The 26,399-nt window shown below is 71.6% G+C and carries 26 protein-coding genes; 16 read left to right on the forward strand and 10 right to left on the reverse strand.

Annotated elements, in window-relative coordinates; translation table 11 throughout:
* Positions 1-10 precede the first annotated feature (10 nt).
* From ACZ5UI_RS04240 to ACZ5UI_RS04255, 4 genes are read left to right on the forward strand one after another with little or no spacing between them, the layout of a single operon-like run.
* On the forward strand, positions 11-577 hold the full coding sequence (locus ACZ5UI_RS04240; protein ID WP_464194554.1) for a 5' nucleotidase, NT5C type: 567 nt from the start codon (positions 11-13) through the stop codon (positions 575-577).
* 12 nt (positions 578-589) lie between these two features.
* Entirely contained in the window at positions 590-1,492 is a 903-nt protein-coding gene (locus ACZ5UI_RS04245; RefSeq protein ID WP_464194555.1) for a lysophospholipid acyltransferase family protein, read from the forward strand.
* A 4-nt stretch (positions 1,493-1,496) separates the two neighbouring features.
* Positions 1,497-2,654 (forward strand): NAD-dependent epimerase/dehydratase family protein, encoded by a 1,158-nt coding sequence (locus ACZ5UI_RS04250; protein WP_464194556.1) that lies wholly within the window; start codon positions 1,497-1,499, stop codon positions 2,652-2,654.
* A gap of 57 nt (positions 2,655-2,711) precedes the next feature.
* Complete coding sequence (locus tag ACZ5UI_RS04255) at positions 2,712-3,758, forward strand: L,D-transpeptidase family protein (RefSeq protein ID WP_464194558.1); 1,047 nt, start codon at positions 2,712-2,714, stop codon at positions 3,756-3,758.
* On the opposite strand, the gene ACZ5UI_RS04260 is transcribed toward ACZ5UI_RS04255, so the two are convergent.
* The gene (locus ACZ5UI_RS04260; RefSeq protein ID WP_464194560.1) at positions 3,746-4,027 is read right to left on the reverse strand and encodes a hypothetical protein; all 282 of its coding nucleotides are present in this window, start codon (positions 4,025-4,027) and stop codon (positions 3,746-3,748) included. The two genes, ACZ5UI_RS04255 and ACZ5UI_RS04260, sit on opposite strands and share 13 nt — an antisense overlap.
* Here ACZ5UI_RS04260 and ACZ5UI_RS04265 point away from each other — a divergent pair.
* Positions 4,011-4,943: a tyrosine recombinase gene (locus ACZ5UI_RS04265; protein WP_464194562.1), complete on the forward strand. Its 933-nt coding sequence runs from the start codon at positions 4,011-4,013 to the stop codon at positions 4,941-4,943. The two genes, ACZ5UI_RS04260 and ACZ5UI_RS04265, sit on opposite strands and share 17 nt — an antisense overlap.
* 18 nt (positions 4,944-4,961) lie before the next feature.
* A complete protein-coding gene (gene whiG, locus ACZ5UI_RS04270; RefSeq protein WP_464194564.1) occupies positions 4,962-5,756 on the forward strand; it encodes an RNA polymerase sigma factor WhiG in 795 nt (264 codons plus the stop codon).
* Here whiG and ACZ5UI_RS04275 read toward each other — a convergent pair.
* Positions 5,662-6,513, reverse strand: a complete 852-nt coding sequence (locus ACZ5UI_RS04275) for a hypothetical protein (RefSeq protein WP_464194566.1) — start codon at positions 6,511-6,513, stop codon at positions 5,662-5,664. The genes whiG and ACZ5UI_RS04275 overlap by 95 nt on opposite strands.
* A gap of 45 nt (positions 6,514-6,558) precedes the next feature.
* Between ACZ5UI_RS04275 and fusA the strand changes: the two genes are divergently transcribed.
* The 8 genes from fusA to ACZ5UI_RS04315 all read left to right on the forward strand — a co-directional run bounded on the left by fusA (position 6,559) and on the right by ACZ5UI_RS04315 (position 14,853).
* Positions 6,559-8,637: an elongation factor G gene (gene fusA / locus ACZ5UI_RS04280; RefSeq protein WP_464194568.1), complete on the forward strand. Its 2,079-nt coding sequence runs from the start codon at positions 6,559-6,561 to the stop codon at positions 8,635-8,637.
* A gap of 13 nt (positions 8,638-8,650) precedes the next feature.
* Positions 8,651-9,445, forward strand: a complete 795-nt coding sequence (locus ACZ5UI_RS04285) for a hypothetical protein (protein WP_464194570.1) — start codon at positions 8,651-8,653, stop codon at positions 9,443-9,445.
* A gap of 27 nt (positions 9,446-9,472) precedes the next feature.
* The gene (locus ACZ5UI_RS04290) at positions 9,473-9,682 is read left to right on the forward strand and encodes a hypothetical protein (RefSeq protein ID WP_464194572.1); all 210 of its coding nucleotides are present in this window, start codon (positions 9,473-9,475) and stop codon (positions 9,680-9,682) included.
* Between the two features lie 11 nt (positions 9,683-9,693).
* Positions 9,694-10,095: a ribonuclease HI family protein gene (locus ACZ5UI_RS04295; RefSeq protein ID WP_464194574.1), complete on the forward strand. Its 402-nt coding sequence runs from the start codon at positions 9,694-9,696 to the stop codon at positions 10,093-10,095.
* 127 nt (positions 10,096-10,222) lie between these two features.
* Entirely contained in the window at positions 10,223-11,008 is a 786-nt protein-coding gene (gene ku / locus ACZ5UI_RS04300) for a non-homologous end joining protein Ku (protein WP_464194576.1), read from the forward strand.
* Positions 11,008-11,787, forward strand: a complete 780-nt coding sequence (gene ku / locus ACZ5UI_RS04305) for a non-homologous end joining protein Ku (protein ID WP_464194578.1) — start codon at positions 11,008-11,010, stop codon at positions 11,785-11,787. The genes ku (ACZ5UI_RS04300) and ku (ACZ5UI_RS04305) overlap by 1 nt, the downstream gene beginning before the upstream one ends.
* Positions 11,788-11,797: 10 nt before the next feature.
* On the forward strand, positions 11,798-12,499 hold the full coding sequence (locus ACZ5UI_RS04310; protein ID WP_464194580.1) for a beta-phosphoglucomutase family hydrolase: 702 nt from the start codon (positions 11,798-11,800) through the stop codon (positions 12,497-12,499).
* Positions 12,496-14,853 carry a glycoside hydrolase family 65 protein gene (locus ACZ5UI_RS04315; RefSeq protein ID WP_464194582.1) on the forward strand — a complete coding sequence of 786 codons (2,358 nt, stop codon included), beginning with the start codon at positions 12,496-12,498 and terminating at the stop codon, positions 14,851-14,853. Before ACZ5UI_RS04310 ends, ACZ5UI_RS04315 begins: the two co-directional genes overlap by 4 nt.
* Here the strand turns inward: ACZ5UI_RS04315 and ACZ5UI_RS04320 are convergent.
* Positions 14,847-15,521, reverse strand: coding sequence for a sterol desaturase family protein (locus tag ACZ5UI_RS04320; RefSeq protein WP_464194584.1), 675 nt, complete (start codon positions 15,519-15,521; stop codon positions 14,847-14,849). The two genes, ACZ5UI_RS04315 and ACZ5UI_RS04320, sit on opposite strands and share 7 nt — an antisense overlap.
* Before the next feature lie 85 nt (positions 15,522-15,606).
* Between ACZ5UI_RS04320 and ACZ5UI_RS04325 the strand changes: the two genes are divergently transcribed.
* A complete protein-coding gene (locus tag ACZ5UI_RS04325) occupies positions 15,607-16,683 on the forward strand; it encodes an SAM-dependent methyltransferase (protein WP_464194586.1) in 1,077 nt (358 codons plus the stop codon).
* Here ACZ5UI_RS04325 and ACZ5UI_RS04330 read toward each other — a convergent pair.
* From ACZ5UI_RS04330 to ACZ5UI_RS04360, 7 genes are all read right to left on the reverse strand, one after another.
* The gene (locus ACZ5UI_RS04330) at positions 16,617-17,384 is read right to left on the reverse strand and encodes a DUF1295 domain-containing protein (protein ID WP_464194588.1); all 768 of its coding nucleotides are present in this window, start codon (positions 17,382-17,384) and stop codon (positions 16,617-16,619) included. The two genes, ACZ5UI_RS04325 and ACZ5UI_RS04330, sit on opposite strands and share 67 nt — an antisense overlap.
* Positions 17,381-18,061, reverse strand: coding sequence for an alpha/beta fold hydrolase (locus ACZ5UI_RS04335; RefSeq protein WP_464194590.1), 681 nt, complete (start codon positions 18,059-18,061; stop codon positions 17,381-17,383). Before ACZ5UI_RS04335 ends, ACZ5UI_RS04330 begins: the two co-directional genes overlap by 4 nt.
* A 74-nt stretch (positions 18,062-18,135) precedes the next feature.
* Positions 18,136-18,504 carry a hypothetical protein gene (locus tag ACZ5UI_RS04340; RefSeq protein WP_464194592.1) on the reverse strand — a complete coding sequence of 123 codons (369 nt, stop codon included), beginning with the start codon at positions 18,502-18,504 and terminating at the stop codon, positions 18,136-18,138.
* A gap of 34 nt (positions 18,505-18,538) precedes the next feature.
* Complete coding sequence (locus ACZ5UI_RS04345) at positions 18,539-19,777, reverse strand: class I SAM-dependent methyltransferase (protein WP_464194594.1); 1,239 nt, start codon at positions 19,775-19,777, stop codon at positions 18,539-18,541.
* Complete coding sequence (locus ACZ5UI_RS04350) at positions 19,774-20,451, reverse strand: DUF1365 domain-containing protein (RefSeq protein WP_464194596.1); 678 nt, start codon at positions 20,449-20,451, stop codon at positions 19,774-19,776. Before ACZ5UI_RS04350 ends, ACZ5UI_RS04345 begins: the two co-directional genes overlap by 4 nt.
* A 4-nt stretch (positions 20,452-20,455) precedes the next feature.
* The gene (locus ACZ5UI_RS04355; RefSeq protein ID WP_464194598.1) at positions 20,456-21,700 is read right to left on the reverse strand and encodes an NAD(P)/FAD-dependent oxidoreductase; all 1,245 of its coding nucleotides are present in this window, start codon (positions 21,698-21,700) and stop codon (positions 20,456-20,458) included.
* 69 nt (positions 21,701-21,769) lie between these two features.
* Positions 21,770-24,685, reverse strand: a complete 2,916-nt coding sequence (locus ACZ5UI_RS04360) for a LamG domain-containing protein (RefSeq protein ID WP_464194600.1) — start codon at positions 24,683-24,685, stop codon at positions 21,770-21,772.
* Positions 24,686-24,856: 171 nt separating this feature from the next.
* Here ACZ5UI_RS04360 and ACZ5UI_RS04365 point away from each other — a divergent pair, with 171 nt between their 5' ends.
* Positions 24,857-26,308 (forward strand): alpha/beta hydrolase family protein, encoded by a 1,452-nt coding sequence (locus ACZ5UI_RS04365; protein ID WP_464194602.1) that lies wholly within the window; start codon positions 24,857-24,859, stop codon positions 26,306-26,308.
* Positions 26,309-26,399: the final 91 nt, after the last annotated feature.

Raw genomic sequence — 26,399 nt, forward strand, 5'->3', positions numbered from 1 at the left:
GCCGCCACACATGCGCATCGCCATCGACATCGACTCAACGTTGCACCACTACTGGGACCGCCTGTCCGACGCGGCCCGCCGCCGCTTCGGCATCGAGCTGCCCTACGAGGAGCAGTTCGACTGGGGCGTCACCCGCCTGAAGCCCAAGCAGCTCGAGGTGTGCATCGCCGAGACGCACAGCGACGCGGCGATCCTGGCCGGCGACCCGTACCCGGGAGCCGTGGAGACCGTCCGGCGCTGGCACGACGCCGGCCACTTCATCCACATCACCAGCCACCGCCAGGAGGGTTGCCACCAGGCGACCGAGCAGTGGCTGACCAAGCTGGACCTGCCCTTCGACGATCTGCACTGCTCCTTCGACAAGGTCTCGCGCTGCCAGGAGATCGCGATCGACGTGCTGATCGACGACTCGCCGCGCAACATCGAGCAGGCGCTGGAGGTCGGCATCGTCGTCGCCACGCTGCGCCACCCGTGGAACCACGACCTGTGCGAGGTCGAGGACGTGATCGCCGCCGATGACTGGTCGGAGCTGGAGACGAAGCTCGCGCCGGTACTCGGATCGGCCGTTCGCGGGTAGGCTCGCGGCCTGATGGCCCAGGACACGCCCGTCTACGAAGAGCCCACCGGCAGCATCGACGCCCCGTCGCAGAGCGCCGCGCTGGCCACCGTCGACCCGCGCGACCTGCTGCCGGGGATCGAGCCCGAGCGCCAGCTGGACGACTGGGGCAAGTCCGAGCGCATCGAGGATCTGTTCGACAAGACCCTGTTCGAGTTCTACTACCGGATCTGGTTCCGGGTCTCGGTCGAGGGCATCGAGCACGTGCCCTCCGAGGGCGGCGCGCTGCTCGTCTCCAACCACGCCGGCGCGCTCCCGCCCGACGCGGCCATGATCACCAAGGCGATCAAGGAGGAGCACCCGCACCCGCGCCTCGTGCGCCCCCTGGTGGAGAACTTCTTCAAGGGCTACCCGGGCCTGTCGATGCTGGTCAGCAAGATCGGCTGCGTCCCCGCCCACCCGGCCAACGCGCATCGCCTGCTGGCCGACGAGGGCCAGCTCGCGCTCGTCTTCCCCGAGGGCCGCAAGGGCTCCGAGAAGCTCTACAAGGACCGCTACCGCCTGCGCCGCTTCGGCCGCGGCGGCTTCGTGGAGACGGCGATGAAGGCGGGCGTGCCGATCGTGCCGATCGCCGTCGTCGGCGCCGAGGAGGCCCAGCCGATCTTCGCCCACGTCGGCGCCTTCCAGAAGCTCACCCGGCTGATCTACTTCCCGATCACGCCGACGTTCCCGTGGCTGGGCGCCGCGGCGGGCCTGACGTTCCTGCCGGCGAAGTTCTCGATCCGCTTCCTGGAGCCGATCCGCACCGACGACATGGGCAGCGAGCCGTGGGAGGACACCGGCCTGGTCCAGGAGGTCGCCCAGGAGATCCGCGTGCGCATCCAGGAAGAGCTGTTCGACATGCTGGCCAAGCGCAAGAGCGTCTGGCTCGGCTGACTGGATGCCCTCGCGTCGCGTCCTCATCACCGGCCTGTCGACCTTCTGGGGCGGGCGCATGGCCCAGGCCCTGGAGGCCGACGAGAGCATCGAGGCGATCATCGGGATCGACCGCACGCCGCCCAAGGTCGAGCTCGAGCGCACGGAGTTCGTGCAGGTCGCCGATCACCACACGCTGATCCGCCGCATCGTCCAGGGCGCCGAGATCGACACGGTCGTCGACACCCGCCTGGTCACGGACTCGATCACCACCTCGTCGCGCAAGACGCACGAGAACAACGTGATCGGGACGATGAACATCCTGGCCTCGTGCACGGGGCCGGACACGACCGTGCGCAAGGTCGTGTTCCGCTCCTCGGCGCTGTACTACGGCGCCCAGCAGGACGACCCCGCGTTCTTCACCGAGGACGTGCGCCGCAAGCGCGCGCCGCAGACGCCGATCGAGCGCGACATCGTCGAGGCCGAGGCGTCGGTCGGGGACTTCGCCGCCAAGCACCCGCAGACGACGGTCACCGTGCTGCGCTTCGCCCACGGGCTGGGGCCGGACATGCGCACGTCGCTGGGGCAGCTGCTGTCGCTGCCGGTGGTGCCGATGATCCTGGGCTTCGATCCGCGCCTGCAGTTCGTCCACGAGGAGGACGTCGCCGGCGCCCTGACGCACGCGGTCACCGACGACCTGCCCGGCGTCTTCAACGTCGCCGGCGACGGCGTGCTCGCGCTCAGCGAGGTGGCCGGCCTGCTGGGCAAGCCGGTCGCGCCGCTGCTGCCGCCCTGGGGGACCAGCCTGGCCCTGCCCATCGCCAAGCGCCTGGGCGTGCGCATCCCGCCGGAGCTGCTCAGCGAGCTGCGCTTCGGCCGCGGCCTGGACAACCGGCGCTTCAAGGCGACCGGCTACCGCCTGCGCCACACCAGCCGCGAGACCGTCGAGCAGCTGCGCGAGCACCAGCGCCTGGCGCCCCTGCTGCGCGACGGCCTGGGCCCGTACCGCTACGAGCGCGAGGTCGAGGACTTCCTGCGCTGGAGCCCGAGCGTGCGCCGCGACGCGGACGCCGACTGGCGGCCGTCGCGCGAGCAGATCGCCGAGCTGCGCCGGTCGCTGGACGCCCTCGAACGCGAGGCCGCAATTCCGGAGCGAGAGTCCGAACGCGCCCAATCGGACTGACGACCGGATTGCAAACCTGGTAAGGCGGCCTCCGGCTTATCTATCCTGCGCAGCGGGATGCGCCGACCGTTGATGATCGTCACCGCTGTTGCCGTGCTTGTGCTCGGTGGACTGGCCGTTGCCGTGGCCGTTTTCTCGGCCAAGTCCAAGGACAAGATCGCCGACGGCGTCAAGATCGGAACCGTCGACGTGAGCGGCATGACCGCCGCCGAGGCGCGGACCGCCGTGCAGGACGCGATGGTCGCGCCGCTGGACAAGCCGATCACCGTCAAGTACGACGGGGAGAAGTTCAAGCTCACCGCCAAGCAGGCCGGCATCCAGGCCAACGTGGACGAGTGGGTCGACGAGGCCGTCAGCCGCAGCGAAGAGGGCAACGTCATCCAGCACGCGTGGCGCGAGGCCACCGGCGGCAAGGTCAACGCGACGATCGCCGCGCAGGTCACCTACGACGAGTCGGCGGTCACGGACTTCGTCGCCGGGATCAAGGACAAGGTCGACACCGAGCCCGTCGACGCGACGCTCGAGTACTCCGACACGAGCCTGACCGGCACGCAGAGCAAGGACGGCGCCGTCCTGCGCTCCAACAAGCTGACGCGCAAGATCAGCCGCTCGATCACCGAGCCCGGCGGCAAGCGCACCTTCACCGCGAAGGTGGCCGAGGTCGCCCCGAAGACGTCGACCGCCGACCTGGCCGAGAGCTACCCGGTGGTGCTGACCGTCGACCGCGCGAACTTCAAGCTGCGCCTGTTCAAGGGCCTGAAGCTGTCCAAGACCTACGACGTGCGCGTCGGGCAGCAGGGCCTGGAGACCCCGGCCGGGCTGTACCACATCCAGAACAAGGCCGTCAACCCGGCCTGGAACGTGCCCTACTCCGACTGGACCGGCGATCTGGCCGGCACCGTCGTCCCGGGCGGCACGCCCGAGAACCCGCTCAAGGCGCGCTGGATGGGCATCTTCGACGGCGCCGGCATCCACGGCATCGACCCGTCGGCCTACGGCACGATCGGATCGGCGGCGTCACACGGCTGCGTCGGAATGCGGATCCCCGACGTCGAAGAGCTCTACGACCAGGTCCCGGTCGGCGCTCCGATCTACATCGACTGATCCCGCATCTCCTCGACGGGAACCTCCTGCCAGCCGCGCTCCAGGAGCAGGGCATGGTGGGGCGTGTGGCGAAACACCAGGCTGCCGATGAAGATCCCCTTCTCCTGCTTGCGCATCACGGCGTACCACATGGTGGTCGCGTCGTCCGTGCCCTGGATGCGATGCCACGGTCGCGGCACCTGCCCATCCTCGGAGGCGACGTGCGCCTCGATGAGCTGGCGTTGGGTGGCGACCTGACCGGTGCCGGTGTCGATGAAGAAGACGGCCACGACGCACCAGCCTAGGGGTGCCGGCAGCCCGGCCTGGCTGGACGCCCGCGCGCTGTTCGACGCCGACCTGCGCCGCCGCGGCGTGGCCGAGCGCACACGCGCCGAGTACGGCGCCGACGTGGCCCAGTTCGCCGACTGGGCGACCGGGACCCAGGTCGAGCCCACCGCGGTGACGACGCGCATCCTGCGCCGCTACGCGGCCACGCTGACCGAGCGCGGGTTCGCGCCGACCTCCACGGCCCGCAAGCTCGCGGCGTTGCGCGCGTTCTACCGAACGATGCGCGAACACGGGCACGTGGCCCAGAACCCCGCCGACCTCGTCCAGTCGCCCAAGAAGGCGCAGAAGCTGCCGCGGGTGCTCAAGCCCGACGAGCTGGCCGCGCTGCTGGACCGGATCCCCACGTCGACGCCGCTGGAGCTGCGCGACCGCGCGCTGTTCGAGCTGGCCTACGCCTGTGGCCTGCGGGCCGAGGAGATCATCCGCCTGGACGTGGAGGCGGTGGAGTTCGACTCCGAGCAGCTGCGCGTCGAGGGCAAGGGCCGCAAGACCCGCATCGTGCCCGCCGGGGAGGCCGCGCTGGCCGCCGTTTCGCGCTACTTGGAGCGGGGTCGGGCCGTTCTGGTCGATGACAAGGACATGCGAGCGCTCTTCGTCTCGAAATCCGGCCGCCGGCTGTCGACGTCCGACGTGCGCCGGCGCCTGCGTGTGTGGACCCGCCTGGTCGGCCTCCAGGGCGGGGTGTCGCCGCACGCGCTGCGCCACTCGTTCGCCACCCATCTGCTCGACGGCGGCGCGGACCTGCGCGCGATCCAGGAGCTCCTGGGGCACAGCACCATCAGCACGACGCAGATCTACACTCGGGTAGAGTCCGCGCGATTGAGGACCGCCTACGCCGCCGCGCACCCGCGGGCGTAGCGGAGGGAAGACCACCTCGTGGAAACCAACGTCAAGGCGATCGAGCTGCGCGACCTCTGGCGACGCTACAAGTCGTCCGGTGATCAGCGTGCGCGCGAGCGCCTGGTCGTGGCCTACTCGCCGCTGGTCAAGTACGTCTCCGGCCGCATGGCCTCGGGCCTGCCGGCGCACGTGGAGGAGGCCGACCTCATCTCCTACGGCCTGGTCGGCCTGATCTCGGCCATCGAGCGCTTCGACATCGAGCGCGAGATCAAGTTCGAGACCTACGCGATCACGCGCATCAAGGGCGCGATCATCGACGAGCTGCGCTCGCTGGACTGGGTGCCCCGCTCGGTGCGCGCCCGCGCCCGCGACATCGAGCGGGCCAACTCCAAGCTCGAGCATCGTCTGCAGCGGGCGCCCAGCGACGAGGAGATGGCGCTCGAGCTGGAGATGACCGTCGAGGAGTTCCAGGACGCGCTCCTGCAGATCTCCAACTCCTCGGTGGCCGCGCTGGACGAGCTGTGGACGGTCAGCGACGCGTCCGGCGACCAGGTCTCGCTGCTGGACACGCTGCAGGACCCCGGCGCGCCGGATCCCGCGACGATCATGGACGCCACCGAGCTGAAGGACCGCGTGGCCGACGCGATCGCGCGCCTGCCCGAGCGCGAGAAGCTCGTCGTGGCGCTCTACTACTACGAGAACCTGACGCTGCGCGAGATCGGCGAGGTCCTCGGGGTCACGGAGTCGCGGATCTCCCAGCTGCATACGAAGGCGGTGCTGCGCCTGCGCTCCCGTCTGCAGGCGGAGACCGACGTGCTCCCCGGCGCCTGAGCGCCTCCCAGATCAGCAGCGCGACGGCCACCGGAACGGTGGCCGGCAGCGAGTCCAGCCACAGGAACAGGCCGTCGAAGGCCACGGCCAGGACGAAGACGATGACCGCCATCGCCAACTGGTCGCGGTAGCGGCGCGCCTCCAGCGCGACGACGGCGCCCAGCACCGCGGCCAGGAACAGGTCGCCGTAGCCCATCGAGGCGGGATCGACGATCGCCACCTGCAGGCGGGGCAGCGTGGGGGCCGGGGCGGCCCCGACGAGCGCCGCGTTGGGCGCCTGCAGCTGCTCGGAGAGGATCAGGTAGGCGTCGGCGACGGCCATGGCCACGATCCCCAGCTTCAGCAGCAGGCGGGGCGTGACGCCGGCCAGCAGCCGGGCCAGCGTGACCGTCGACAGCGCGGTCATCGCCAGCGCGCACAGGTGCCCGCCCAGCGTGTCGTGCCAGTGGATGGCGCCCGCCAGCACCGGGACGGCCGCCGGGGCGTACCACCAGCGCGCCCCGTGCATGGCCCAGCCGACCGTGATCGCGGCCAGCGGCGGGCAGGCGATCAGGGCCAGCCAGGTGAGCCCGTCGGCCACGCCCGGCAGCACCGTGATCGCGTAGACGACGGCGATGATCGAGATCGGCGGGATCAGCGCCCACCACTTGCCCGAGAAGCGCTGCAGGGCGCGCGGAAGCCCCGCCGCGGGCAGCGCGACCATCGCCGCCTGGGCCGCGTCAAGCGCGGTCGAGGAGATGGTCCAGGGAATTTCCATGCGGGTGTAAGGTCCGATGCTCCACGCGAGGAGAGGAGCGTAGGCGTGCACAAGCGTGCAGACCGCATTCGCAACGTCGCCCTTGTCGGTCACCGGGGGAGTGGCAAGACCTCATTGCACGAGGCCCTGCTCTTTCAGGCTGGCGCGATCAACCGCCTGGGCAACGTGACAGACGGGACCACGGTCTCGGACTCCGAACCCGACGAGCAGTCGCGCCGGATGTCGATCGGCGCGACGCTCAGCTCGTTCGACTGGGCCGATCGCAAGATCAACCTGCTGGACACCCCCGGTGAGCCGTCCTTCGTGGCCGACGCGCTCGGCGCCCTGCGCGTCTGCGAGTCGGCCGTCTTCGTCGTCAACGCGGTGATGGGCGTCGAGGTCTCGACCACCCGCCTGTGGCGACGCGCCGCCGAGCTGGACATCGCGCGGCTGCTGTTCGTGAACATGCTCGATCGCGAGCGCGCCGACTTCTTCCGCACGTTGGAGGCCCTCAAGGCCGCCTTCGGGCCGCACGTCGTCGCGACCGAGATCCCGATCGGCCGCGAGCACGACGTGCGCGGCGTGATCGACCTCGTCGACATGCGCGCCTACGCCTACAGCGAAGACGCCTCGCGCGACAACTGCACCGAGATCCCGATCCCCGACGACCTGCAGGCCATCGCCGAGGACTACCGCGAGCGCCTGATGGACGAGGTCGCCGAGGTGTCGGAGTCGCTGATGGAGCGCTATCTCGAGGGCGAGGAGATCTCCCACGAGGAGATCGTCACGGCGCTGAAGGACGGCACCAACCATGGCGACATCTTCCCGGTCACGTGCGGCGTGGCCACCCGCAACCTGGCCGTCAACCGCCTGCTCGACGCGATCGTCGAGGACCTGCCCAGCCCGGTCAAGCACGGCGCCCTGGACGTCGAGGGGCACACGCTGGAGCCGACGGAGGAGGCCGAGCTGTTCGCCTACGTGTTCAAGACGCGGGCCGACACCTTCGCCGGGCGGATCAACCTGTTCCGCGTCTACAGCGGCGTGATGAACCACGACTCGCACGTGATGAACACGCGCACGCACCACAAGGAACGCGTGGGGCAGCTGCTCGTGTTCGCCGGCAAGGAGACCGAGCACGCCGACGAGTTCGGCCCGGGCGACATCGGCGCCGTGGCCAAGCTCAAGGAGACGCGCGCCGGCGACTGGCTGGCCGCGCGCGACGAGCCCATCTCGATGCCGGCCATCAAGCTGCCGGCCCCGGTGATGGCCTTCGCCATGGAGCCGAAGACCAAGGGCGACGAGGACAAGGTGTTCACCGCGCTGCGCCGCCTGCAGGAGGAGGACCCGACGATCGACCTGCATCGCGACGAGCAGACGGGCGAGCAGATCGTCGCCGGGCTGTCGCAGATCCACGTCGAGGTGATCGTCGACCGTCTGCGCGACCGCTTCGGCGCCGAGGTGACGCTCAAGCCGCCGCGCGTGCCCTACCAGGAGACGCTGCGCCGGCCGGCCAAGGCCCACGGGCGCCACAAGAAGCAGTCGGGCGGACGCGGCCAGTTCGGCGACTGCCACATCGAGATCGAGCCGCTGTCCGATCCCGCTCACCCCTCGGGCTTCGTCTTCGAGGACAAGATCAAGGGCGGGGTCATCCCGAACTCGTTCATCCCCGCGGTGGAGAAGGGGGTGCGCGAGGCGATGGCCAGCGGTCCGGTGGCCGGCTTCCCGGTCAAGGGCGTGCGGGTGCGCCTGGTCGACGGGTCCTACCACTCGGTCGACAGCTCGGAGATGGCCTTCAAGGTGGCCGGCTCGATCGCCATGCGCGACGCGATGCATCAGGCCGACGGCGTCCTGCTGGAGCCGATCATGGCCGTGTCGGTGTCGGTCCCCGAGGACTGCGTGGGCGACGTGATCGGCGATCTCAATAGCCGCCGCGGGCGCCCGCAGGGCATGGAGTCGGCGGGTGGGATGACCGAGATCCGGGCCGAGGTCCCGATGGCCGAGATGCTCACCTACGCGCCCGATCTGCGCTCGGTGACCGGCGGCCAGGGCGACTACGCGATGGAGTTCCTGCGCTACGAGGAAGTGCCGGCGCACCTGGCGCAGAAGGTCGTCGCCGCCACCGGGCAGGAGGCCGTGTCGTTGTAGGCTGCGCCGTCTCGTGACGCCCAAGCAGATCGCCACCAACCAGGCCATGGTCTCGTGCGACGTGTGCGGGAGGACCCTGCTGCGCGGTGAGCATGCGGACGTCTTCCTGCACTCCGGCCAGCGCCGCAACGTCTGCGAGCTGTGCACGCAGCGCGCGGCGCTGGAGGGCTGGATCCGCGAGGGCCTGGTCGACGACATGCCCGTGCGCCAGCGCGGCCGCCGCGAGCGCGGCTCGCTGTTCGGCCGCCTGGGGCGCAACAGCAAGCGACCGGTCGAGAGCGGCGAGTTGTCGGCCGAGAACGGGATCCGCCGCCACGGCGGCCGCGCCGCGGCCGACGAGCCGCTGGAGGCGCCCGTCCTGCCCTACGGCGACGAGCACGACCCGACCTACGTGGCCGAGGTGGCGCCCGCTCCGGCCCCGCCGCCGGCGCCCAAGCCCGACCCGGTGGCCGATCGCGCCCGCGACGGTCGCTCCGTGCGCGCGGTGCCGACCAACGCCGACATGAAGCGCGCCCGGGCCATCGAGGTGTTCAACGGCTCCGACCATCCGCGCACGGTGGCCGGCGTGGCCCGGTCCCTGGGCGCGCCGTTCGTCGTCGTGCGTCCGTCGGCCACCGAGGGCTCGATCGTCTCGATCACCGCTGGCTGGGAGCTGTGCTGGTACCGCTACGAGGTCGACCTCGCCGACGAGGCCGCCGGCGTCCGCGTGGCCGAGCAGGGCGACGAGATCTCCCAGCTCGACGAGGCCGATCAGCAGCCCAACGCCGCGGCCGACGAACGCGGTGAGATTCACCTCGCCGCCGGGTAGCCTCCCGCCAAGATGATCTACTGCGTCGTGCCTGAGCCATTGGCGGACGAGCTGTTCCCCAAGCTCGAGGCCTACTACGCCGACGATCCCAACGTCACGGTGATCATCGACCGCCGGACGTCCGAACGGCGCGACCGCGACGCCACGTCGATCGGTGACGGCCGCCGCGAGGTGCGCGACCGCCGCCGGGCCCGCGCCGCCGGCGACTTCCCGCGCATCGATCCGATCAACGGGTAGCGCCGCCGCCGATGCGCCTCGTGGTCCACGTCGACGGCGGGGCCCGCGGCAATCCAGGACCGGCCGCGGCCGCCGCCGTCCTGTCCACGCCCGACGGCGCGGTCGTCGACCGCACGGCCCAGCGCCTGGGGGAGACGACGAACAACGTCGCCGAGTACCGGGGCCTGCTGCTGGGCCTGACCCGGGCGCTGGAGCTCGGCGCCACGGAGGTCGAGATCGTCAACGACTCCGAGCTGGTGGCCAAGCACGTCAACGGCGCCTACCAGGTCAAGCACCCGGCGCTGCAGCCGCTGCACGCCGAGGCGCTCGCGCTGCTGTCCCGGTTCACCGACTGGTCGATGCGCAACGTCCCCCGCGCCCAGAACGCCGACGCCGACGCGCTGGTCAACGAGGCGCTGGACTCGTTGCGATAGTCGTTGGCGCGAGCCAATCGATCGTTGTCAGCTGACCGTCGCTATGCGACGGTAATCCGACAACGGCCCGCGAGCGTGGCGCGTTGCCGCTCGTCCCTGGCGGTGGGCGGCGGGTAATGGGACGGTCATGCCCGCCGCGAAGAAGGCACCGCGCTCGCTGTGGAACGGAACGATCACGTTGGGGCTGCTCAACGTCCCGGTGAAGCTGCACACGGCGACGGAGTCCAAGACGGTGCGCTTCCGCCAGGTGCACGTCAAGGATGGCTCGCCGATCCAGCACCGGCGCTTCTGCGCCAAGGAGGGCAAGGAGGTCGACTATGCCGACGTGGTCAAGGGTTACGAGCAGTCCAACGGCGACACCGTGATCCTGGAGAGCGAGGAGATCAAGGCGGCGGCGGGCGACCGGACGCACGTCATCGACGTCGAGGCGTGCGTGCCGCTGGCCGACATCGACCGGGTGTTCTTCGAGAAGACCTACTACCTGGGCGCGGGCGACGAGGGCGGTGCGGCCTACCGGCTGCTGCACGACGCGCTGGAGCAGACCGGCCGGGTCGCGGTGGGCCGCTTCGTGTTCCACGACCGCGAGTACCTGGCCGCGATCTCCCCGCACGACCGGCCCAAGATCCTGCGCCTGCACACCCTGCGCTTCGCCGACGAGCTGGTGGAGGCGACATCGCTGGACGTCGGCCGGCCCTCCAAGGCCCCGTCCAAGCAGGAGGTGACGATGGCCGGCAAGCTGGTCAAGTCGCTGCACGCGGCGTTCCGGCCCGAACGGGAGCAGGACGAGTACCGCGCGCTCGTGCTGAAGCTGCTGAAGGCCAAGGGCGCGGGCCAGGAGATCGAGCTGCCGCAGGAGCCCGACACCGAGGCGACCGACGACCTGCTGGCCGCGCTGGAAGCGAGCCTGCGCTGATGGCCCGCGCCCTGTGGTCGGGCTCGCTCTCCTTCGGCCTGGTCAACGTGCCCGTGCGCCTGCACAGCGCCGTGCGCGACCAGGATCTGCACTTCCACGAGCTGCACGAGAAGGACGCGGCCCGCATCGAGACGCACCGCTTCTGCGAGCAGGAGGACACGGAGGTGCCCTGGGAGGAGATCGCCCACGGGTACGAGCTCGACGACGGCACGCAGGTGATTGTCACCGACGACGAGCTGGCCGCGGTCGCGCCGGGCAAGACGCACACGATCGAGATCGCCTCGTTCGCCGATGTCGAGGCCGTCGATCCGATCCTGCTCGACCATCCCTACTGGCTGGTGCCCTCCGGCGACGGTGACGGGCCCAAGCGCGCCTACCGGCTGCTGGTCGAGGTGATGGAGCGCGCCGACCAGGTGGCGCTCGGGCGCTTCGTCCTGCGCACGAAGGAGTCGCTCGTGGCCATCCGCGTGCGCGACGGCGCGCTGGAGCTGACCACGATGCGCTTCGCCGACGAGGTGCGCGATCCCAGGGGCATCGACACGGGCGGCGCCAAGCCGGCGCCCAAGCAGCTGACGCAGGCGGTCAAGCTGGTCGAGGCGCTCGGCGCCGACTGGGACCCCGCGGACTACCGCGACGAGTACCGCAAGCGCCTGCAGGCCGTGGTGCGGCGCAAGAAGGGCGGCAAGCAGATCGAGGCGCCCAAGCAGCAGGAGGCGCCGGCCCCGGCCAGCGACCTGATGGAGGCGCTGGAGCGCAGCCTGGCCGAGGTGCGGGGATAGCATCCCGAACGTGATTGGCCTACCGGACGAGATCCGTGCCTACCTCTTCGATCTCGACGGCGTGCTGACGCAGACGGCGAAGGTCCACGCCAAGGCCTGGAAGCAGACCTTCGACGAGGAGCTCCGGCGACGCGAAGGCGACTCGTTCACACCGTTCGACACCGGTTCGGACTACAACGAGTACGTGGACGGCAAGCCCCGCTACGACGGCGTCCAGTCCTTCATGCAGTCGCGCGGCTACGCGTTGTCGCAGGACGAGATCCACGCGATCGGCGATCGCAAGAACGAGCTCGTGCTCAAGCTCATCGACGCGGGCAAGGTCGAGGTCTACGACGGCTCGGTGCGCTTCCTGCAGGCCGCGCGCGCGGCGGGCAAGCGCACGGCGGTCGTGTCGTCCAGCGCCAACTGCCAGGCGGTCATCCAGTCGGCCGACATCGAGCAGTACCTCGAGGTGCGCGTCGACGGCACGACGATCGAGGCCGAGCACCTGAAGGGCAAGCCGGCCCCCGACACCTTCCTGATCGCCGCGCAGAAGCTCGGCGTGGAGCCGGCGCAGGCCGCCGTCTTCGAGGACGCGCTGGCCGGCGTGGAGGCGGGTCGCGCGGGCCACTTCGGCGTGGTCGTCGGCGTCGATCGCGTCGACCACGCCCAGGCGCTGTCCGAGCACGGTGCGACCGTCGTCGTGCAGGACCTCGACGAGCTGCTGTCATGAGCTTCGACGCGCGGGTCTTCCCGCCCGATCCCTGGGCGATCCACGAGACCGAGTTCCGCGAGGACCATCTGGCCCAGACCGAGTCGGTGTTCGCGCTCTCCAACGGCCACCTCGGCCTGCGCGGCAACCTCGACGAGGGCGAGCCGCGCGTGCTCAGCGGCACCTACCTCAGCGGCCTGTACGAGTCCTATCCGCTGGAGTACGGCGAGCGCGGCTTCGGCTTCGCCGAGGACGGCCAGGCCGTCGTCAACGTCACCGACGGCAAGATCATCCGTTTGCTGGTCGAGGACGAGCCGTTCGACGTGCACCGCGGCCGGCTGGAGTCGCACGAGCGCACGCTGGACTTCCGCACCGGGATCCTGACCCGCGAGGCGCGCTGGCGCTCGGCCGCGGGCAACACCGTGCGGGTGACCAGCCAGCGGATGGTCTCCTTCGTCGATCGCTCGGTCGCGGCGATCCGCTACGAGGTCGAGGCGATCGACAAGCCGGTCCGGATCGCGATCCAGTCCAACCTGCAGGCCAACCAGGCCGACCGCCCCAGCGGCACCGATCCGCGCGCCGGCAAGGCGCTGGGCTCCGTGCTGGACCCGGTCATGGACATCGAGCACGGGCTGCGCACGGTGCTCGTGCACCGCACCCGGGCCAGCGAGATCGGCTTCGCGGCGGGCATGGAGCACGTGATCGACTGCGACAGCAAGGTCACCACGCTGACCCAATGCGAGCCCGACCTGGGGCGCGTGACGATCGCCGTCGCGCTCGATCCCGGCGACCGGCTGTGCGTGACCAAGCTGCTGGCCTACCACTGGTCCGGGCGCCAGTCGACCGAGTGGCTGCGCGATCAGGTCGACGCCAGCCTGGAGACGGCGATGGCCCAGGGCTGGGACGAGCTGGCCGCCCGCCAGCGCGCCTACCTGGACGACTACTGGGAGCGGGCGGACATCGTCATCGACGGCGACCCGCCGTTGCAGCAGGCGCTGCGCTTCGCCCAGTTCCACCTGCTGCAGGCCTCCGCGCGCGCCGAGACCCGGGCGATCGCGGCCAAGGGCCTGACCGGTCCGGGCTACGACGGCCACGCGTTCTGGGACACCGAGGCGTTCGTCCTGCCCGTGCTCATCCACACGCTGCCCGACGCCGCGCGCGACGCGTTGATGTTCCGCCATCGGATCCTGCCGCTGGCCCGGGCCCGCGCCGAGCAGCTGCACCTGGCCGGCGCGGCGATGCCCTGGCGCACGATCCACGGCGAGGAGTGCTCGGGCTACTGGCCCGCGGGCACGGCGGCGTTCCACATCAACGCGGACATCGCCTGGGCGACCGAGCGCTACGTGGCGGCCACCGACGACGAGGAGTTCGAGCGCAACGAGGGTCTGGAGCTGCTGATCGAGTCCGCGCGCCTGTGGGCCTTCCTGGGCCACTTCGGCGTCGACGACCAGTTCCACATCCACGGCGTCACCGGGCCCGACGAGTACTCGGCGCTGGTCGACGACAACGTCTTCACCAACCTGATGGCCAAGCGCAACCTGGCCGCGGCCGCCGACGCCGCCACGCGCTACCGCCGCGAGGCGGCCGAGATCGGGGTCGTGCCCGACGAGGTCGAGGCCTGGCAGAAGGCGGCCGACGCGATGGCCGTGCCCTTCGACCAGGCGCTCGGCCTGCACGCCCAGGACCAGGACTTCCTGACCCACGACGTGTGGGACTTCGCGCACACCGACGCCGACCAGTACCCGCTGCTGCTGCACTTCCCCTACTTCGAGCTGTACCGCAAGCAGGTGGTCAAGCAGTCCGACCTCGTGCTCGCGCTGCACCTGTGCGGCGACCAGTTCACGCTGGAGGAGAAGCGCCGCGCGTTCGAGCACTACGAGGCGCTGACCGTGCGCGACTCGTCGCTGTCGGCCTGCACGCAAGCGGTGGTGGCCGCCGAGGTGGGCCACATCGAGCTGGCCTACGACTACCTGGCCGAGGCCGCGCTGATGGACCTGCACGACCTCAACAGCAACACCGCCGACGGCGTCCACATCGCGTCCCTGGGCGGCGCGGTGATCGCCGTGATCGCCGGTCTGGGCGGCGTGCGCGAGCACGATCACGCGGTCTCCTACCGCCCGCGCCTCCCGGCCGGCCTGGAACGCGTGTGCTTCAACATCACCTCACGGGGCGCCCGCATCCGCGTGGCCATCACCCACGAGGAGGCGACCTACGAGATCCGCGACGGCGGCCCGATCACCATCCACCACCACGGCGATCCGGTGGAGCTGGCCGCGGGCAACGCCGTGACCCTGCAGATCCCGTCCGCGCCGACGCTCAAGCCGCCGCGCCAGCCGCTGCACTGCGAGCCGAAGGTGCGCCGCGGGCGCTACTGACGCTCGGCGTCCGCGTCGGCCCGGCGCTGCTCGGCCTTGACCCGGTAGGACGTGCCGAACACCAGGTCCCACCAGGGCGCGCTGATGCCGTAGCCGACGTGGTCGTCCTGGAAGTGGTGGCGCATGTGCAGCTCGCGCAGGCGGCGCCCGGCCCAGGTCGTCGGGCGACCGTGGTGCAGGTAGTAGTGCAGCTCGTCGTAGATCAGGTAGGCGGCCAGGAACGACGCGGTGAACATGTACGCCGCGGGGGTGCCGAGCACGAGCACGAACACGCCGAACATGATCAGCGCCAGCGGCACGCTGACCGCGGGCGGCATCACGAGCCGCTTGGGGTCGTTGGGGTGGTCGTGGTGGACGCCGTGGATGATCCAGTGCAGCCGCGCGCCGAGGCCGTCCTCGGGCTCGAAGTGGAACACCAGCCGGTGCAGCCAGTACTCGAACAGCGTCCAGAAGACGTAGCCGCCGGCCAGGCACAGGACGACCGACCACCAGGCCATCTGCGTCACGCCGAGCACGAAGCAGACGACGATCGCCGGGGTGAAGATGATGATCGGCACCACGTGGTGGACCCGCGAGAACTTGTCCAGCAGCGGCCACTTGAACATCGGCGGCGATGCGGCCAGCTGCTCCTGGCGCGAGCTGTACTGAGGGGCGGTATCGGTCGTCACGCGGTCACCTTCCCCAATCTTAAACGCACGGGCACACGGGCTTCTCCCACATCCAGACGCGCGTGTCATCCGTATCGGTCCTGCAATGGACCGCTATCGCGCACTCGACACGGCCCTCACCCTTGGGCTCCTGCCTGATCCCTTCCTGGCCGCCGGCTCGCGCTGGGGCGCGCGCGCCCGCCTGCGCCGCGAGGAGCGCGGCGGCATCGAGGCGGTGGAGGCGCGCCAGCAGCAGATCGTCGACCGGATGCGCAGCGGCCCGATCGCCGAGCTGCCTCAGTCGGCCAACGACCAGCACTACGAGCTGCCCGCGGAGTTCCTGGGCTGCTTCCTGGGCGCGCGGCGCAAGTACAGCGGCTGCCTGTGGAGCGACGGCGTCACCGATCTGGACGGCGCCGAGGAGGCGATGCTGGCGCTCAGCTGCGCGCGCGCCGGGCTGACCGACGGCATGGAGGTGCTCGATCTGGGCTGCGGCTGGGGCGCGCTGAGCCTGTGGATCGCCGAGCAGTACCCCCAGACCCGGGTCCGCGCCGTGTCGAACTCCCACAACCAGCGTGGCTGGATCGAGGCGGAGGCTCGGCGCCGCGGCGTGGCCGACCGCCTGACCGTCGTCACCGCCGACGTCAACGACTTCGATCCGGGCCGGCAGTTCGACCGGATCGTCTCGGTGGAGATGTTCGAGCACCTGCGCAACTGGGAGGCCCTGCTGGGCCGCGTGGCCGGCTGGCTACGCCCCGACGGCCGCCTGTTCGTCCACGTCTTCAGCCACCGCCGCGTGGCCTACCGCTTCGAGGGCACATGGGCGGCGCAGCGCTTCTTCACCGAGGGGACGATGCCCTCGCACGACCTGCTGCTGCGCTTCGGCGGCGACCTGCACGTGACGCAGCGCTGGGCGGTCGCGGGCACGCACTACGCGCGCACGCTGGACGCCTGGCTGACGCGCCTGGACGCCCACGCCGACGAGGCGCTGGCCATCCTGCGCCGCGACCACGACGCCCGTGAGGCCAGGCGCCTGCTGGCCACCTGGCGCCTGTTCCTGCTGTCGACGCGCGAGATCTGGGGCTACAAGGACGGCGACGAGTGGCTCGTCTCGCACTACCTGCTGGCGCCCCGCGGCGGCAGCGGCACGAACCCCGACGTGCGCGCGACGTACTCGGCATAGCCGGGGCGGCCGGCCATCGCCTTCTCGGTCAGGTCCTTGCCCGACACGCGCACGAGCAGGAAGGTCATGATCAGCGGGCCGATCGCCGTCCACCAGACCCCGGCCGACAGGGCGATCAGGTACAGGCCCCACCACACGCAGGCGTCGCCGAAGTAGTTCGGATGGCGGGTCAGGCGCCACAGGCCCTGGTCCATCACCCGGCCCCCGGGTGACGCCCGCTTGAAGCGGGCCAGCTGCGCGTCGCCGACGGCCTCGAAGGTCAGCCCCACGGCCCACACGGCGACGCCGAGCCCGTCCAGCACGCCGAGCCCGCCGTCGGCGTGCGCGGCGCCCTGCAGCGGCAGCGAGATGACCCAGGCCAGCACGCCCTGCAGCGCGAAGACGCTGACCAGGCTGGTGAAGCGGAAGGACGGCCCGCGGCGCTCGCGCATGGCGGCGTAGCGCTTGTCCTCGCCGGGGTGGCGCAGCTTGCGCCAGCCGATGTAGCCCGCCAGCCGCAGGCCCCACAGGCCGACGAGCACCGCCAGCAGGATCCGGCGGCTCTCGTCCCCGTCGCCGGCCAGCAGGCCCACGATCGCCACGACGACGAAGGCCAGACCCCAGACGATGTCCACGATCGAGACGTCGCCGATGGCCAGCGACACCAGCCAGCTGACCAGCATCAGCACGGCCAGGGCGATGGCCGCGGCGAGCAGGATCACGCCGCGCTCCCGTCCAGCAGCACGCGGGCGACCTGCGCGGGGTCGTCCCACATGGCCAGGTGGCCGCAGTCGCGCAGCACCACGCTGTGCACGGTCGCGGGCAGCACGCGCGGTGCGCGGACCAGGCGGTCGTGGTCGGGCCAGGCCAGGAGCGTCGGCACCCGCAGGTCGGCCAGGCCGGTGAAGCGGTTGGCCCGCATGGCGTCGTTGACCGCCCGGAACCCGGGCGCCTGCGCGTAGGCGCGCACCAGCGCCACCGCGCGGGCGGGCGGCACGCGCTCGGGATGGGCGACGAACTGGGCCAGCACGGCGCCGCGCACGCGGTCGTTGCGCAGCAGCGTGGGTAGCGCGGGGGAGGCGGCCCGGGCCAGCGCGCGGGCCGACCCGCGCCGGGGCATCAGCGGTTCGGGCCACAGGCCGGCCGGGGCGATCGCCGTCACGTTGCGGCCCGCCCGGGCCAGGCCGATCTCCAGCGCGACCCAGCCGCCCAGCGAGCAGCCGGCCACCGCGACGTCCCGCAGGCCCTCGGCGGCCAGGGCGGCGACGACCGCCTCGGCCAGGCGGGCGGGCACCGGCGGCGGGCTGTCGTTCAGCGGCGCGGAGCCACCGAAGCCGGGGAGGTCGACGGCGATCGTCTCGCGCTCGCCCTCCAGGCGCTCGGCGACGTCGTCCCACACGTGGCGGTCCGCGCCCAGCGGATGCAGCAGGACCAGCGGCGGGCCGGACCCGCGGCGGGTGAGGGCGATCGAGCTCAGGAGTCGATGGCGGCTGCGACGGCCGCGGTCAGCAGGGCGGAGCCGCCGGCCACGGCCGCGGTCTTGGGCACCGCGCCCGCGGGGAGCGCGGAGCCGCCGAGCACGGTCGAGCCGATGTCGCCCAGATCCCCGGCGAACGACGCGGCCAGCCAGGGCCGCATCGGCGCCCCGCGCAGGGCCGCGGTCAGCGCGACGCCGTGCACGGCGATCTCGCGCACCCCGAGGCCGCGCAGGGCGACGTCGGTCGGGGCGGTGGTCGGGCCCAGCCAGCTGCGGGCCAGGCGGCCGGGCGCGGCGACGAGCGCGACGCCGTAGGCGATGCGCAGGGACAGGACGGCGATGGCGGCGGTGCGGGGGAGAGACATCACCGAGGGATACGGACGTCGCCGCCCGCGCCGATCATCCGGTGATCGCGGTGGGCTGGGCCAGCGCGGGCGCCGAGGCGGTGATCGTGCCGCGCCAGTTTGGCTTGGCCAGCACGGTCTGCACGAGCCCGATGCGACGCTCGGCGAAGCCGGCCTCGCAGTAGGCCAGGTACAGCCGCCACAGGCGCCGGAAGCGCTCGTCGTAGCCGCCGGCGGCCAGCTCGTCCTCGCCGGCCTCGAGGTTGGAGCGCCACTCCTTCAGCGTCAGCGCGTAGTGCGGCGCCAGATCCTCCAGGTGCACGGCGCGCAGGTCGGTCTCGCGGGCCACGCTGCGAGCGATCACGGCGTTGGAGGGCAGGCAGCCGTTGGGGAAGATGTAGGTGCGGATGAAGCTCTTGGAGGCCTTCTCGACCTCGTAGGCGCGGTCGTCGATGACGATCGCCTGCAACAGCATCAGCCCCTCGGGGACCAGGCGGTCCGAGCACACGCGGAAGAACGTGCCGAAGTCCTTCCAGCCGACCGCCTCGATCATCTCGATCGAGACGAGCTTGTCGTAGGTGCCCTGCAGGTCGCGGTAGTCCTCCATGACGACGTCGATGCGGTCGCTCAGGCCGGCCTGCGCGATGCGGGCCACGGCCAGGTCGCGCTGCTCGCGCGAGAGCGTCGTCGTGGTGACGTGACAGCCCCGCGTGCGCGCCGCGTGGATGGCCAGGCCGCCCCAGCCCGTGCCGATCTCCAGCAGACGGTCCTCGGGACCGAGCTGCAGCTTCTGGCAGATCAGCTCGAGCTTGGCCTCCTGGGCGTCCTGCAGCGACGCCGACTCGTGCGGGAAGACCGCGCACGAGTACATCATCGTCGGGTCGAGCATCAGCTCGAACAGGTCGTTGCCCAGGTCGTAGTGGGCGGCGATGTCCTCGCGGCTGCGCGTGGGCGTGTTGCGGACCAGCAGGGCCCGGGCGCGCTGGTAGGGCTCGCGCAGCGGGGTCAGGCGCCGGCGCACCTCGTCCATGGCCACGATGTTGCGCGCGGCGACCCGGATCACGGCGGGCAGGTCCGGTGTCTCCCACAGGCCGGCCATGTAGGACTCGGCCAGGCCGCGGCTGCCCCGCAGGAGGATCGGCCAGGCTTCGGGCGAGCGCACCTCGACGATCGCCGAGGGCGCGCCGCCGGGGCCGAACACGTGGCGCTTGGAGCCCTCCACGACGGTCAGCTGACCGACGCGCAGGCGCGACAGCAACGCATGGAGCGCGGTGCGGGCGAGAGCGGGCTTCACGATTGCTGCGCGGGGTGGCGGTGCAGGGGAACGCCCCGGAGCTTCAGGGCGACGGCGTGAGCGTAGATCAAGACGCCCGTGCGCAGCGCGGAGAGCGCGTGGTGGCGCAGCGTCGTGCGGGTCAGCGGACGGCGGTGCACGTCGAGCGTGGCGTTGAACACGCGTCGGGCGCCCTCGCGGTTGGTGATGCGCACGACCAGGTCGTCGCCCGGCTCGCCGGCCGACCACTCGTACTCCTGGTCCATCCCGAAGAAGGGCGAGACGTGCAGCTCCTTGGGGGTCGGATCCTCGGACAGCACGTAGGCGTGGCGCTCGCCCCAGGGCGTGTTGGTGACCTCGGCCACGACCGCCTCGACCCGGGTGCCGGTCGCGTCGTAGCAGTAGTAGAAGCTGACGGGGTTGAAGCAGCGCCCGAGCGCGCGCAGGTTGGTGAGCAGGCCGATCGGGCCCGCCGGGCGCGTGCCGCGCCGCTCCTGCACCAGGTCGCGCACGGCGTCGGTGGTCAGGTAGTCCTCGCGGCGGAAGCGCAGCAGTCCGGGGGCGCGCTTGGTCAGGCGCGCGGGGACGTCGGCCATGTCCAGGTAGGCCATCGCGATGCGGTGGCGGAAGCCCCACCGGCGCACGGCGGCGCGGCGATGGGAGATCGTCCCCTCGTAGACGGCGGGCGTCAGCATCGGCCTAGAAGGTCGCGGCGACGCGCTCGGCGCTGACGACGCCGTCCTCGTGGAAGCCCCAGCCCCAGTAGGCGCCGACGTAGTGGGTGCGGCGGTGGTGGCCGCTGATCTCGTGATGACGGCTCTGGGCGGCGACGCCGTCGGCGGTGAAGACCGGGTGCGCATAGGGGATCGTGCGCAGGATCTTGCCGGGATCGATCGCCTCTGTGTGGTTCAGCGTGACGCACAGCTCGACGCCCGGCTGCAGCGACTGCAGCGAGTTCATGTGGTAGGTCATCGTCGGCTTGCCGGTGGGCGCCTCGAGCAGGTGGTAGTTCCAGCTCGCCCAGGCCCGGCGGCGGCGCGGTAGCAGCCGGCGATCGGTGTGCAGGACCGCCTCGTTGGGCTGGTAGGGGATCGCGCCGAGGATCTCGCGCTCGCGGTCGGAGGGGTCGCCGAGCAGCGCGAGCGCCTGGTCGGAGTGCGTGGCCAGGATCACCTCGTCGAAGCGCTCGGGGGCGAGCATGCCGCGCGAGGCGATCTCGACGTGGTCGTCGTGGCGGTGGATCGCCGTGACCGGGCTGTTCAGGCGCAGGCGCGGTTGCCAGGGGGCGACGGCGGCGTCGACGTAGCGGCGTGAGCCGCCCGCGACGGTCCGCCACTGCGGCCGGTTGCGGAACCCGAGCATGCCGTGGTTGGCGAAGAACTCGGCCAGGAAGCGCGCCGGGAAGGACCACAGCTGGCGCGGATCGGCCGACCACACGGCGGCGGCCTGCGGGACGATCAGCCGCTCGATGAACGGGGTCGAGTAGCGCTTCTCGTCCAGCCAGGCGCGCAGCGACAGCCCGTCGTCGGCGCGCAGCAGCTGCAGCGCCTCACGGTTGAAGCGCACGAGGTCGGCGATCATGCGATGGAACCAGGGCGTGACCAGGTGCGAGCGCTTGGCGAACAGCCCGTTGGCCGACGAGCCGTTGTACTCGAAGTCGCCGATCCCGTCGCTCACGGAGAAGCTCATGTCGCTGGGCTGCCAGGCCACGCGCAGGTCGTCCAGGAAGCGCTCGAACCGCGGGTAGTTGCGGTCGTTGAACACGATGAAGCCGGTGTCCACGTCGATCGCGCCGGCCGGCGTGTCGACGCCGATCGTGTTGGCGTGGCCGCCGGGCGTCGCGCCCGCCTCGAACACGGTCAGGTCGTGCCCGGCGCTGTGCAGCTTGTGAGCGGCGGCGAGGCCGGCGATGCCGGTGCCGACGATGGCGATCTTGCGTCCCATGCATGGGTGTATCCGCGCCAGATCCGTCCCTGGATCATCGACGCGCGGTCACACCCGCCGGACGGGGGCTCAGGCCGGCTTGCGCCCGATCGCCGTCGCCTTGCGCACGCAGGTCTGCTTCTTGGCGCCCTTGAGCGGGTCGCACTTGATCAGGGCCTTGGCCCGCTTGACGCAGGTGGACTTCCTGGTGCCCTTCAGCTTGGCGCAGGCGGTCAGGCGCTTGTCGACGGGCGTCGACGGGGTCGCGGCCACGGGGGGCGCCGGTGCGGCCGCGGGCACGCTCGACGCGGGGCCGGGGGAGGCGGACGCGTCCGGTGCGGTGGACGTCGGCTTGGCCGCCGGCGCGATCGCCGCGCCGCCGCCGCCGCCCCCTCCTCCGCCGCCGCCACCGCCGGACAAGACGGGCGCCGGGGGCGTCGGAGCGGTGACCGGCGTCACCGCGGGTGGCGGGTCAGCGATCCAGTGCTGATAGACGCGTCCGGCCGTCAGCGCGACGTCGTAGTAGGCGACCTCGTCGATCGCGCCCTTGAACCACGGCGCCAGCTCGCCGTACCCGACGTAGAACGTGCTGTTCGAGCTCGGGCGCTTGGTCGCCTCCGTCGATCCGCGCAGCGCGCCGTCGACGTAGATCTGCAGCTGGACGCCGTCCCACACGCCGACGACCTGGCTCCACGTGCCGGCCACCGGACCGACCGACGCGGTCACGGTCTGATCCATGTGACGGAACGCGAACCGACCGCCGCGGATCAGCAGCTCACCGGCGTCGCCGTGGCCGACGATCGACTGGTCGCGCGCGTCGTCGGGGTTGACCCAGGCCTCCATCGTCGCCTGGAAGCGCGGCGCGGCGATCCCGTTGGCGAAGGCGTAGCCGTTGGCCCCGAAGAAGCGCCGCGCGCGGTCGCCGTCGCCGGCGATCCCGACCGGCCCGGAGTCCTGGTCGTTCTTGTACGCGCCGTTGCGGCCGTTCGGCGACGCGTCGACCATCGTCGACGCGCCTGCCCCGTCACCGAGCCGGTAGTACGCGACCGGGAGGTCGAAGCCGATGATCGAGGCGAAGTCCTTGACCGTGTAGGTGTGCGGATGGACGTAGGTGTTGCCGGCCTGGTCGACAGCGGTGACGACGAACGTGTGGGCACCCAGCGCGTCGGGCAGCGGGTCGCCGCTGGCGATCGGGTTGCCGTCGACGGTCGCCGTGCACGACGCGACGTCGGCCGCGCCGTCGGGGTCATCGCAGGTGAACGCGGCGTTCGGCGTCTTGGTCGGGGCGTACAGCCCGCCGTTGGCCGGGGCCGACGGGTCCGTCGACGGCCGCGCGGTGTTGAGATCCCCGGGGCCGAGCGAGGGATGGTCGGTCGCCGTGCCGATCTCGTGGTGGTCGGCGAACTGGTCGGCGGGCAGCGCGCTGTCGTAGTACGCGACCTCGTCGAGCGTGCCGTGGAACCACGGCGCCTGGTCGCCGTAGCCGACGTAGAAGGTCGCCGTGCCGGACGGCGGACGGTTGGCCGTCGTCGAGCTGGCGACCTGGACGCCGTTGACGTACAGGCGCGAGACCGAGCCGTTCCACGAGGCCGCCACGTGCCACCACTGGCCGGGCGTCAGCGTCGGGCCGGCGGACGCGACGATCGTGTCCTGCGTCTGGCGGAAGGCGAGCTTGCCGCCCGAGATGAACAGCTGCCCGCCGCCGCCGTGGCCGACGATCTCCATGTTGGCGCCGTCGGCCGGGTTGATCCAGGCCTCCAGCGAGTAGGCGCCGTGTGGCGCGCTGATCCCGTTGACGAAGCCGTAGCCGTCGCGCGCCGGGAAGAACGCGGCCCAGTCCTGGGGGTCGGCGGCGAAGTCGCAGGCCTGCGGCGGGTGGGGCCGGCGCTGGCAGGAGATCGCGGCGGAGCGGCGCAGCGCGACCCCGTTGCGGTATTCGCCGTCGTGGCCGTGGCCGGAGCTGTCGGTCATCGGGTCGGAGCCGAGCGGGTCGCCGAGGCGGTAGTAGGCGATCGGGTGGTCCTCGAGGACGAAGTCGGCGTAGCGCGGCGGGTCCACGACGTAGGCATGCGTCACCGTCTTGGTGTTGCCGGCGTTGTCGGTCGCGGTGACCGTGAACAGGTGCGGCCCGAGCGTGTCGGTGTCCAGCGCGGCCCCATCCGGTTGCGTGCCGACGCAGCTGGCGATCCCCGAGGCGACGGGCGGCGGCCCGCCGGACAGCGGGTCGGCGCACGCGTAGTCGACCGTGACAGCCTGGTCGAGCACGTAGTGCTGGCGGTTGGGCGGCGTGGTGATGGTGACCGTCGGCGGGGTCGTGTCGAGCATCCAGGCCGAGGTCGACGGCGTGGCGTCCGCGTTGCCCGCCTTGTCGACGGCCCGCACCGCGAACGTGTGGTTGCCCTCGGCCAGCGCCGGCGTCGTGAACGGGGAGGTGCAGGTCGCGTACGCGGCGCCGTCGAGCGAGCACTCGTAGCGGTCGAGGCCGGAGGCCTCGGCGGGGCCGCCCGTCGCCGGCGGCGTGGTGGCCGGCGCCGGGTCGGTGCCGCTGAAGGTGAAGCTGCGCGTGGTCGCGTTCGTCGGCGACGGCGGTGTGGCGGAGTCCAGCGAGGTGTTCGGATCGGTGGCGTCGACCCAGAAGGTCGCGTCGGCCTTCAGGTCCGCGTCGCAGTCGATGCCGAGCACCGCCGGGATCGAGCAGGCCAGGCTGCGCTGGGCGGCGCTGAGGTAGTACTTGCCCTCGGGCAGCGGCGTCGACGGGATCAGGCCGCTGGCCGGCTCGTTGAAGTCGCCGTCGATGTCGATGATGTCGCTGCCGTAGCGGACGATCGGGCCGCTGGCGTCGTTCCAGCGCAGCCGCATCGCCATGACCCACGTGTAGACGATCTGCGTCGGGTCGAGCTCACCGGCGAACCGGTAGTCGACCGGCGGCGACTGATACGCGGCGCCGTTCTGCGGATTGACCAGGTCCAGGCTGGCGGCGGACGACGCTGCCGGTGCCGCGAGCACGAGGCCGGCGACAGCGGCAAGAACGGCGACCCGACGCGAGCATCCATGCCCACGCATACTGAACACTGTTTCACCCTTGGGTGGGCCGTGCCGTCGAACATTCGTCCAACCGCGCGTCGAGCCGTTCAAGCGCCAACGCCAGTTTGTCGTCCCGAGGGCGTTGTCTGCACCATGGTCCTGCGTCGACTGTCCCTCGTCGCGGCCGCCCTGGCTGGGCTCGCCGTGGCCGCCTCCTCCGCTGCCGCGGCGCCACAGCCCGGCACGCCGGAGTACCTCCAGCGCGACCTGCAGAACATGCAGGACGCCTACGGGCGCCAGACCGCGCCGGGCGGCCAGCTCGACAACCCGGGCTATCTGCCGGGGTTGATCTCCAGCGCCACGCAGACCAGCCTCGCGCAGTTCGCCCAGCAGGCCCAGAACCTGACCCGGCCGGCGATCACGCCCGGCGCGGTCGCGCCCGGCTGGAACGTCGGCAACCCGCTGCGCGCGGGCTGGGCCGGCACCCGTGGCCAGGTGCAGGCGGTGTCGTGGACCAACCGCTACGGCGCGCTGATCCGCGGGCACGTGTACGCGCCGCTGGGCGCGCGCGGGCGGTATCCGGGCGTGGTCATCACCACCGGCTCGGTGCAGGGCTCGGAGGGGATGTACACCTGGCTGGCCGAGGACCTGGCCGAGCGCGGCTACCTCGTGCTCACCTACGACGTGCAGGGCCAGGGCACCAGCGAGACGCTGCCCCACGACGGCGGCCCGGTGGACGACCTGCCCTTCTGCAACCCGTTCGCCCCGCCGCGCGACATCGAGACGCTCGGCTGCCCGGGCGTGCCCGCCCAGCAGGGCAGCAACTTCGTGCACGGCACCCAGGACGCGCTGGACTTCTTCCTGTCCACGCCGCGCACGCCATACGCGAGTCCGGCCGCGGGCTCGGCCACCGTCGACGCGTTCAACCCGTGGTGGAAGCGCTTCGACCGCCGGGTCGACACGCGCACCGACACGCCGGGGCGCACGACGAAGGTGGCGATCATCGGCCACTCGCTCGGCGCCTTCGCGGTCTCCTACGTGCAGGGCATCGACCCGCGCGTGGAGACGGTCGTCGCGCTGGACAAGCTGACCTCCGGCGCGACCATGGGGATCCCGGCCGCGACGCCCGTGGTGCCCGCGCTGGCCGTGCAGTCCGACTACGGCTTCACCGTCCAGCCGTACTTCCTCAACGGCGGCAGCTCGTTGACCCCGACGCCGACGTCGCCCACGCAGGCCCCCGATCCCCAGCGCGAGATCCAGACCGGCTTCGCCGCCTGGCGGGCCGCGGGCGTCGACTCGATGCTGATCGTCCCGCGCGCCTCGACGCACCTGGAGTACACCGACATCCCGCTCGCGCTGCCGGCCAGCCGCTACGGCCAGGCCACCGCCAGCGTCTACGTGCAGGCTTGGCTGGACCGCTACCTCAAGCACGACCCGGACGCGCTGGACCGCCTGCTGGCCCCGACCCACACCTACGCCGAGCCCGTCGGCGACGGCCGCTGGGCGCCGGTGACGCTGGAGCGCGACGCGCTCCTGAGCCGCTACTTCTGCTCGGGCTGGTCGATCGCCGGCGCGGGTCAGCGCGAGCTCTGCCCAACCGGCTGACACTCAGCGGGATCGATTCGCGATTCAGTGGCGCGGAGCGCCACTCAGACGCGACTCGCCGGCCCGGTGGCGGGGTTGACTGTCGAGTCAA

The organism is Conexibacter sp. JCM 18997, from assembly GCF_055391915.1.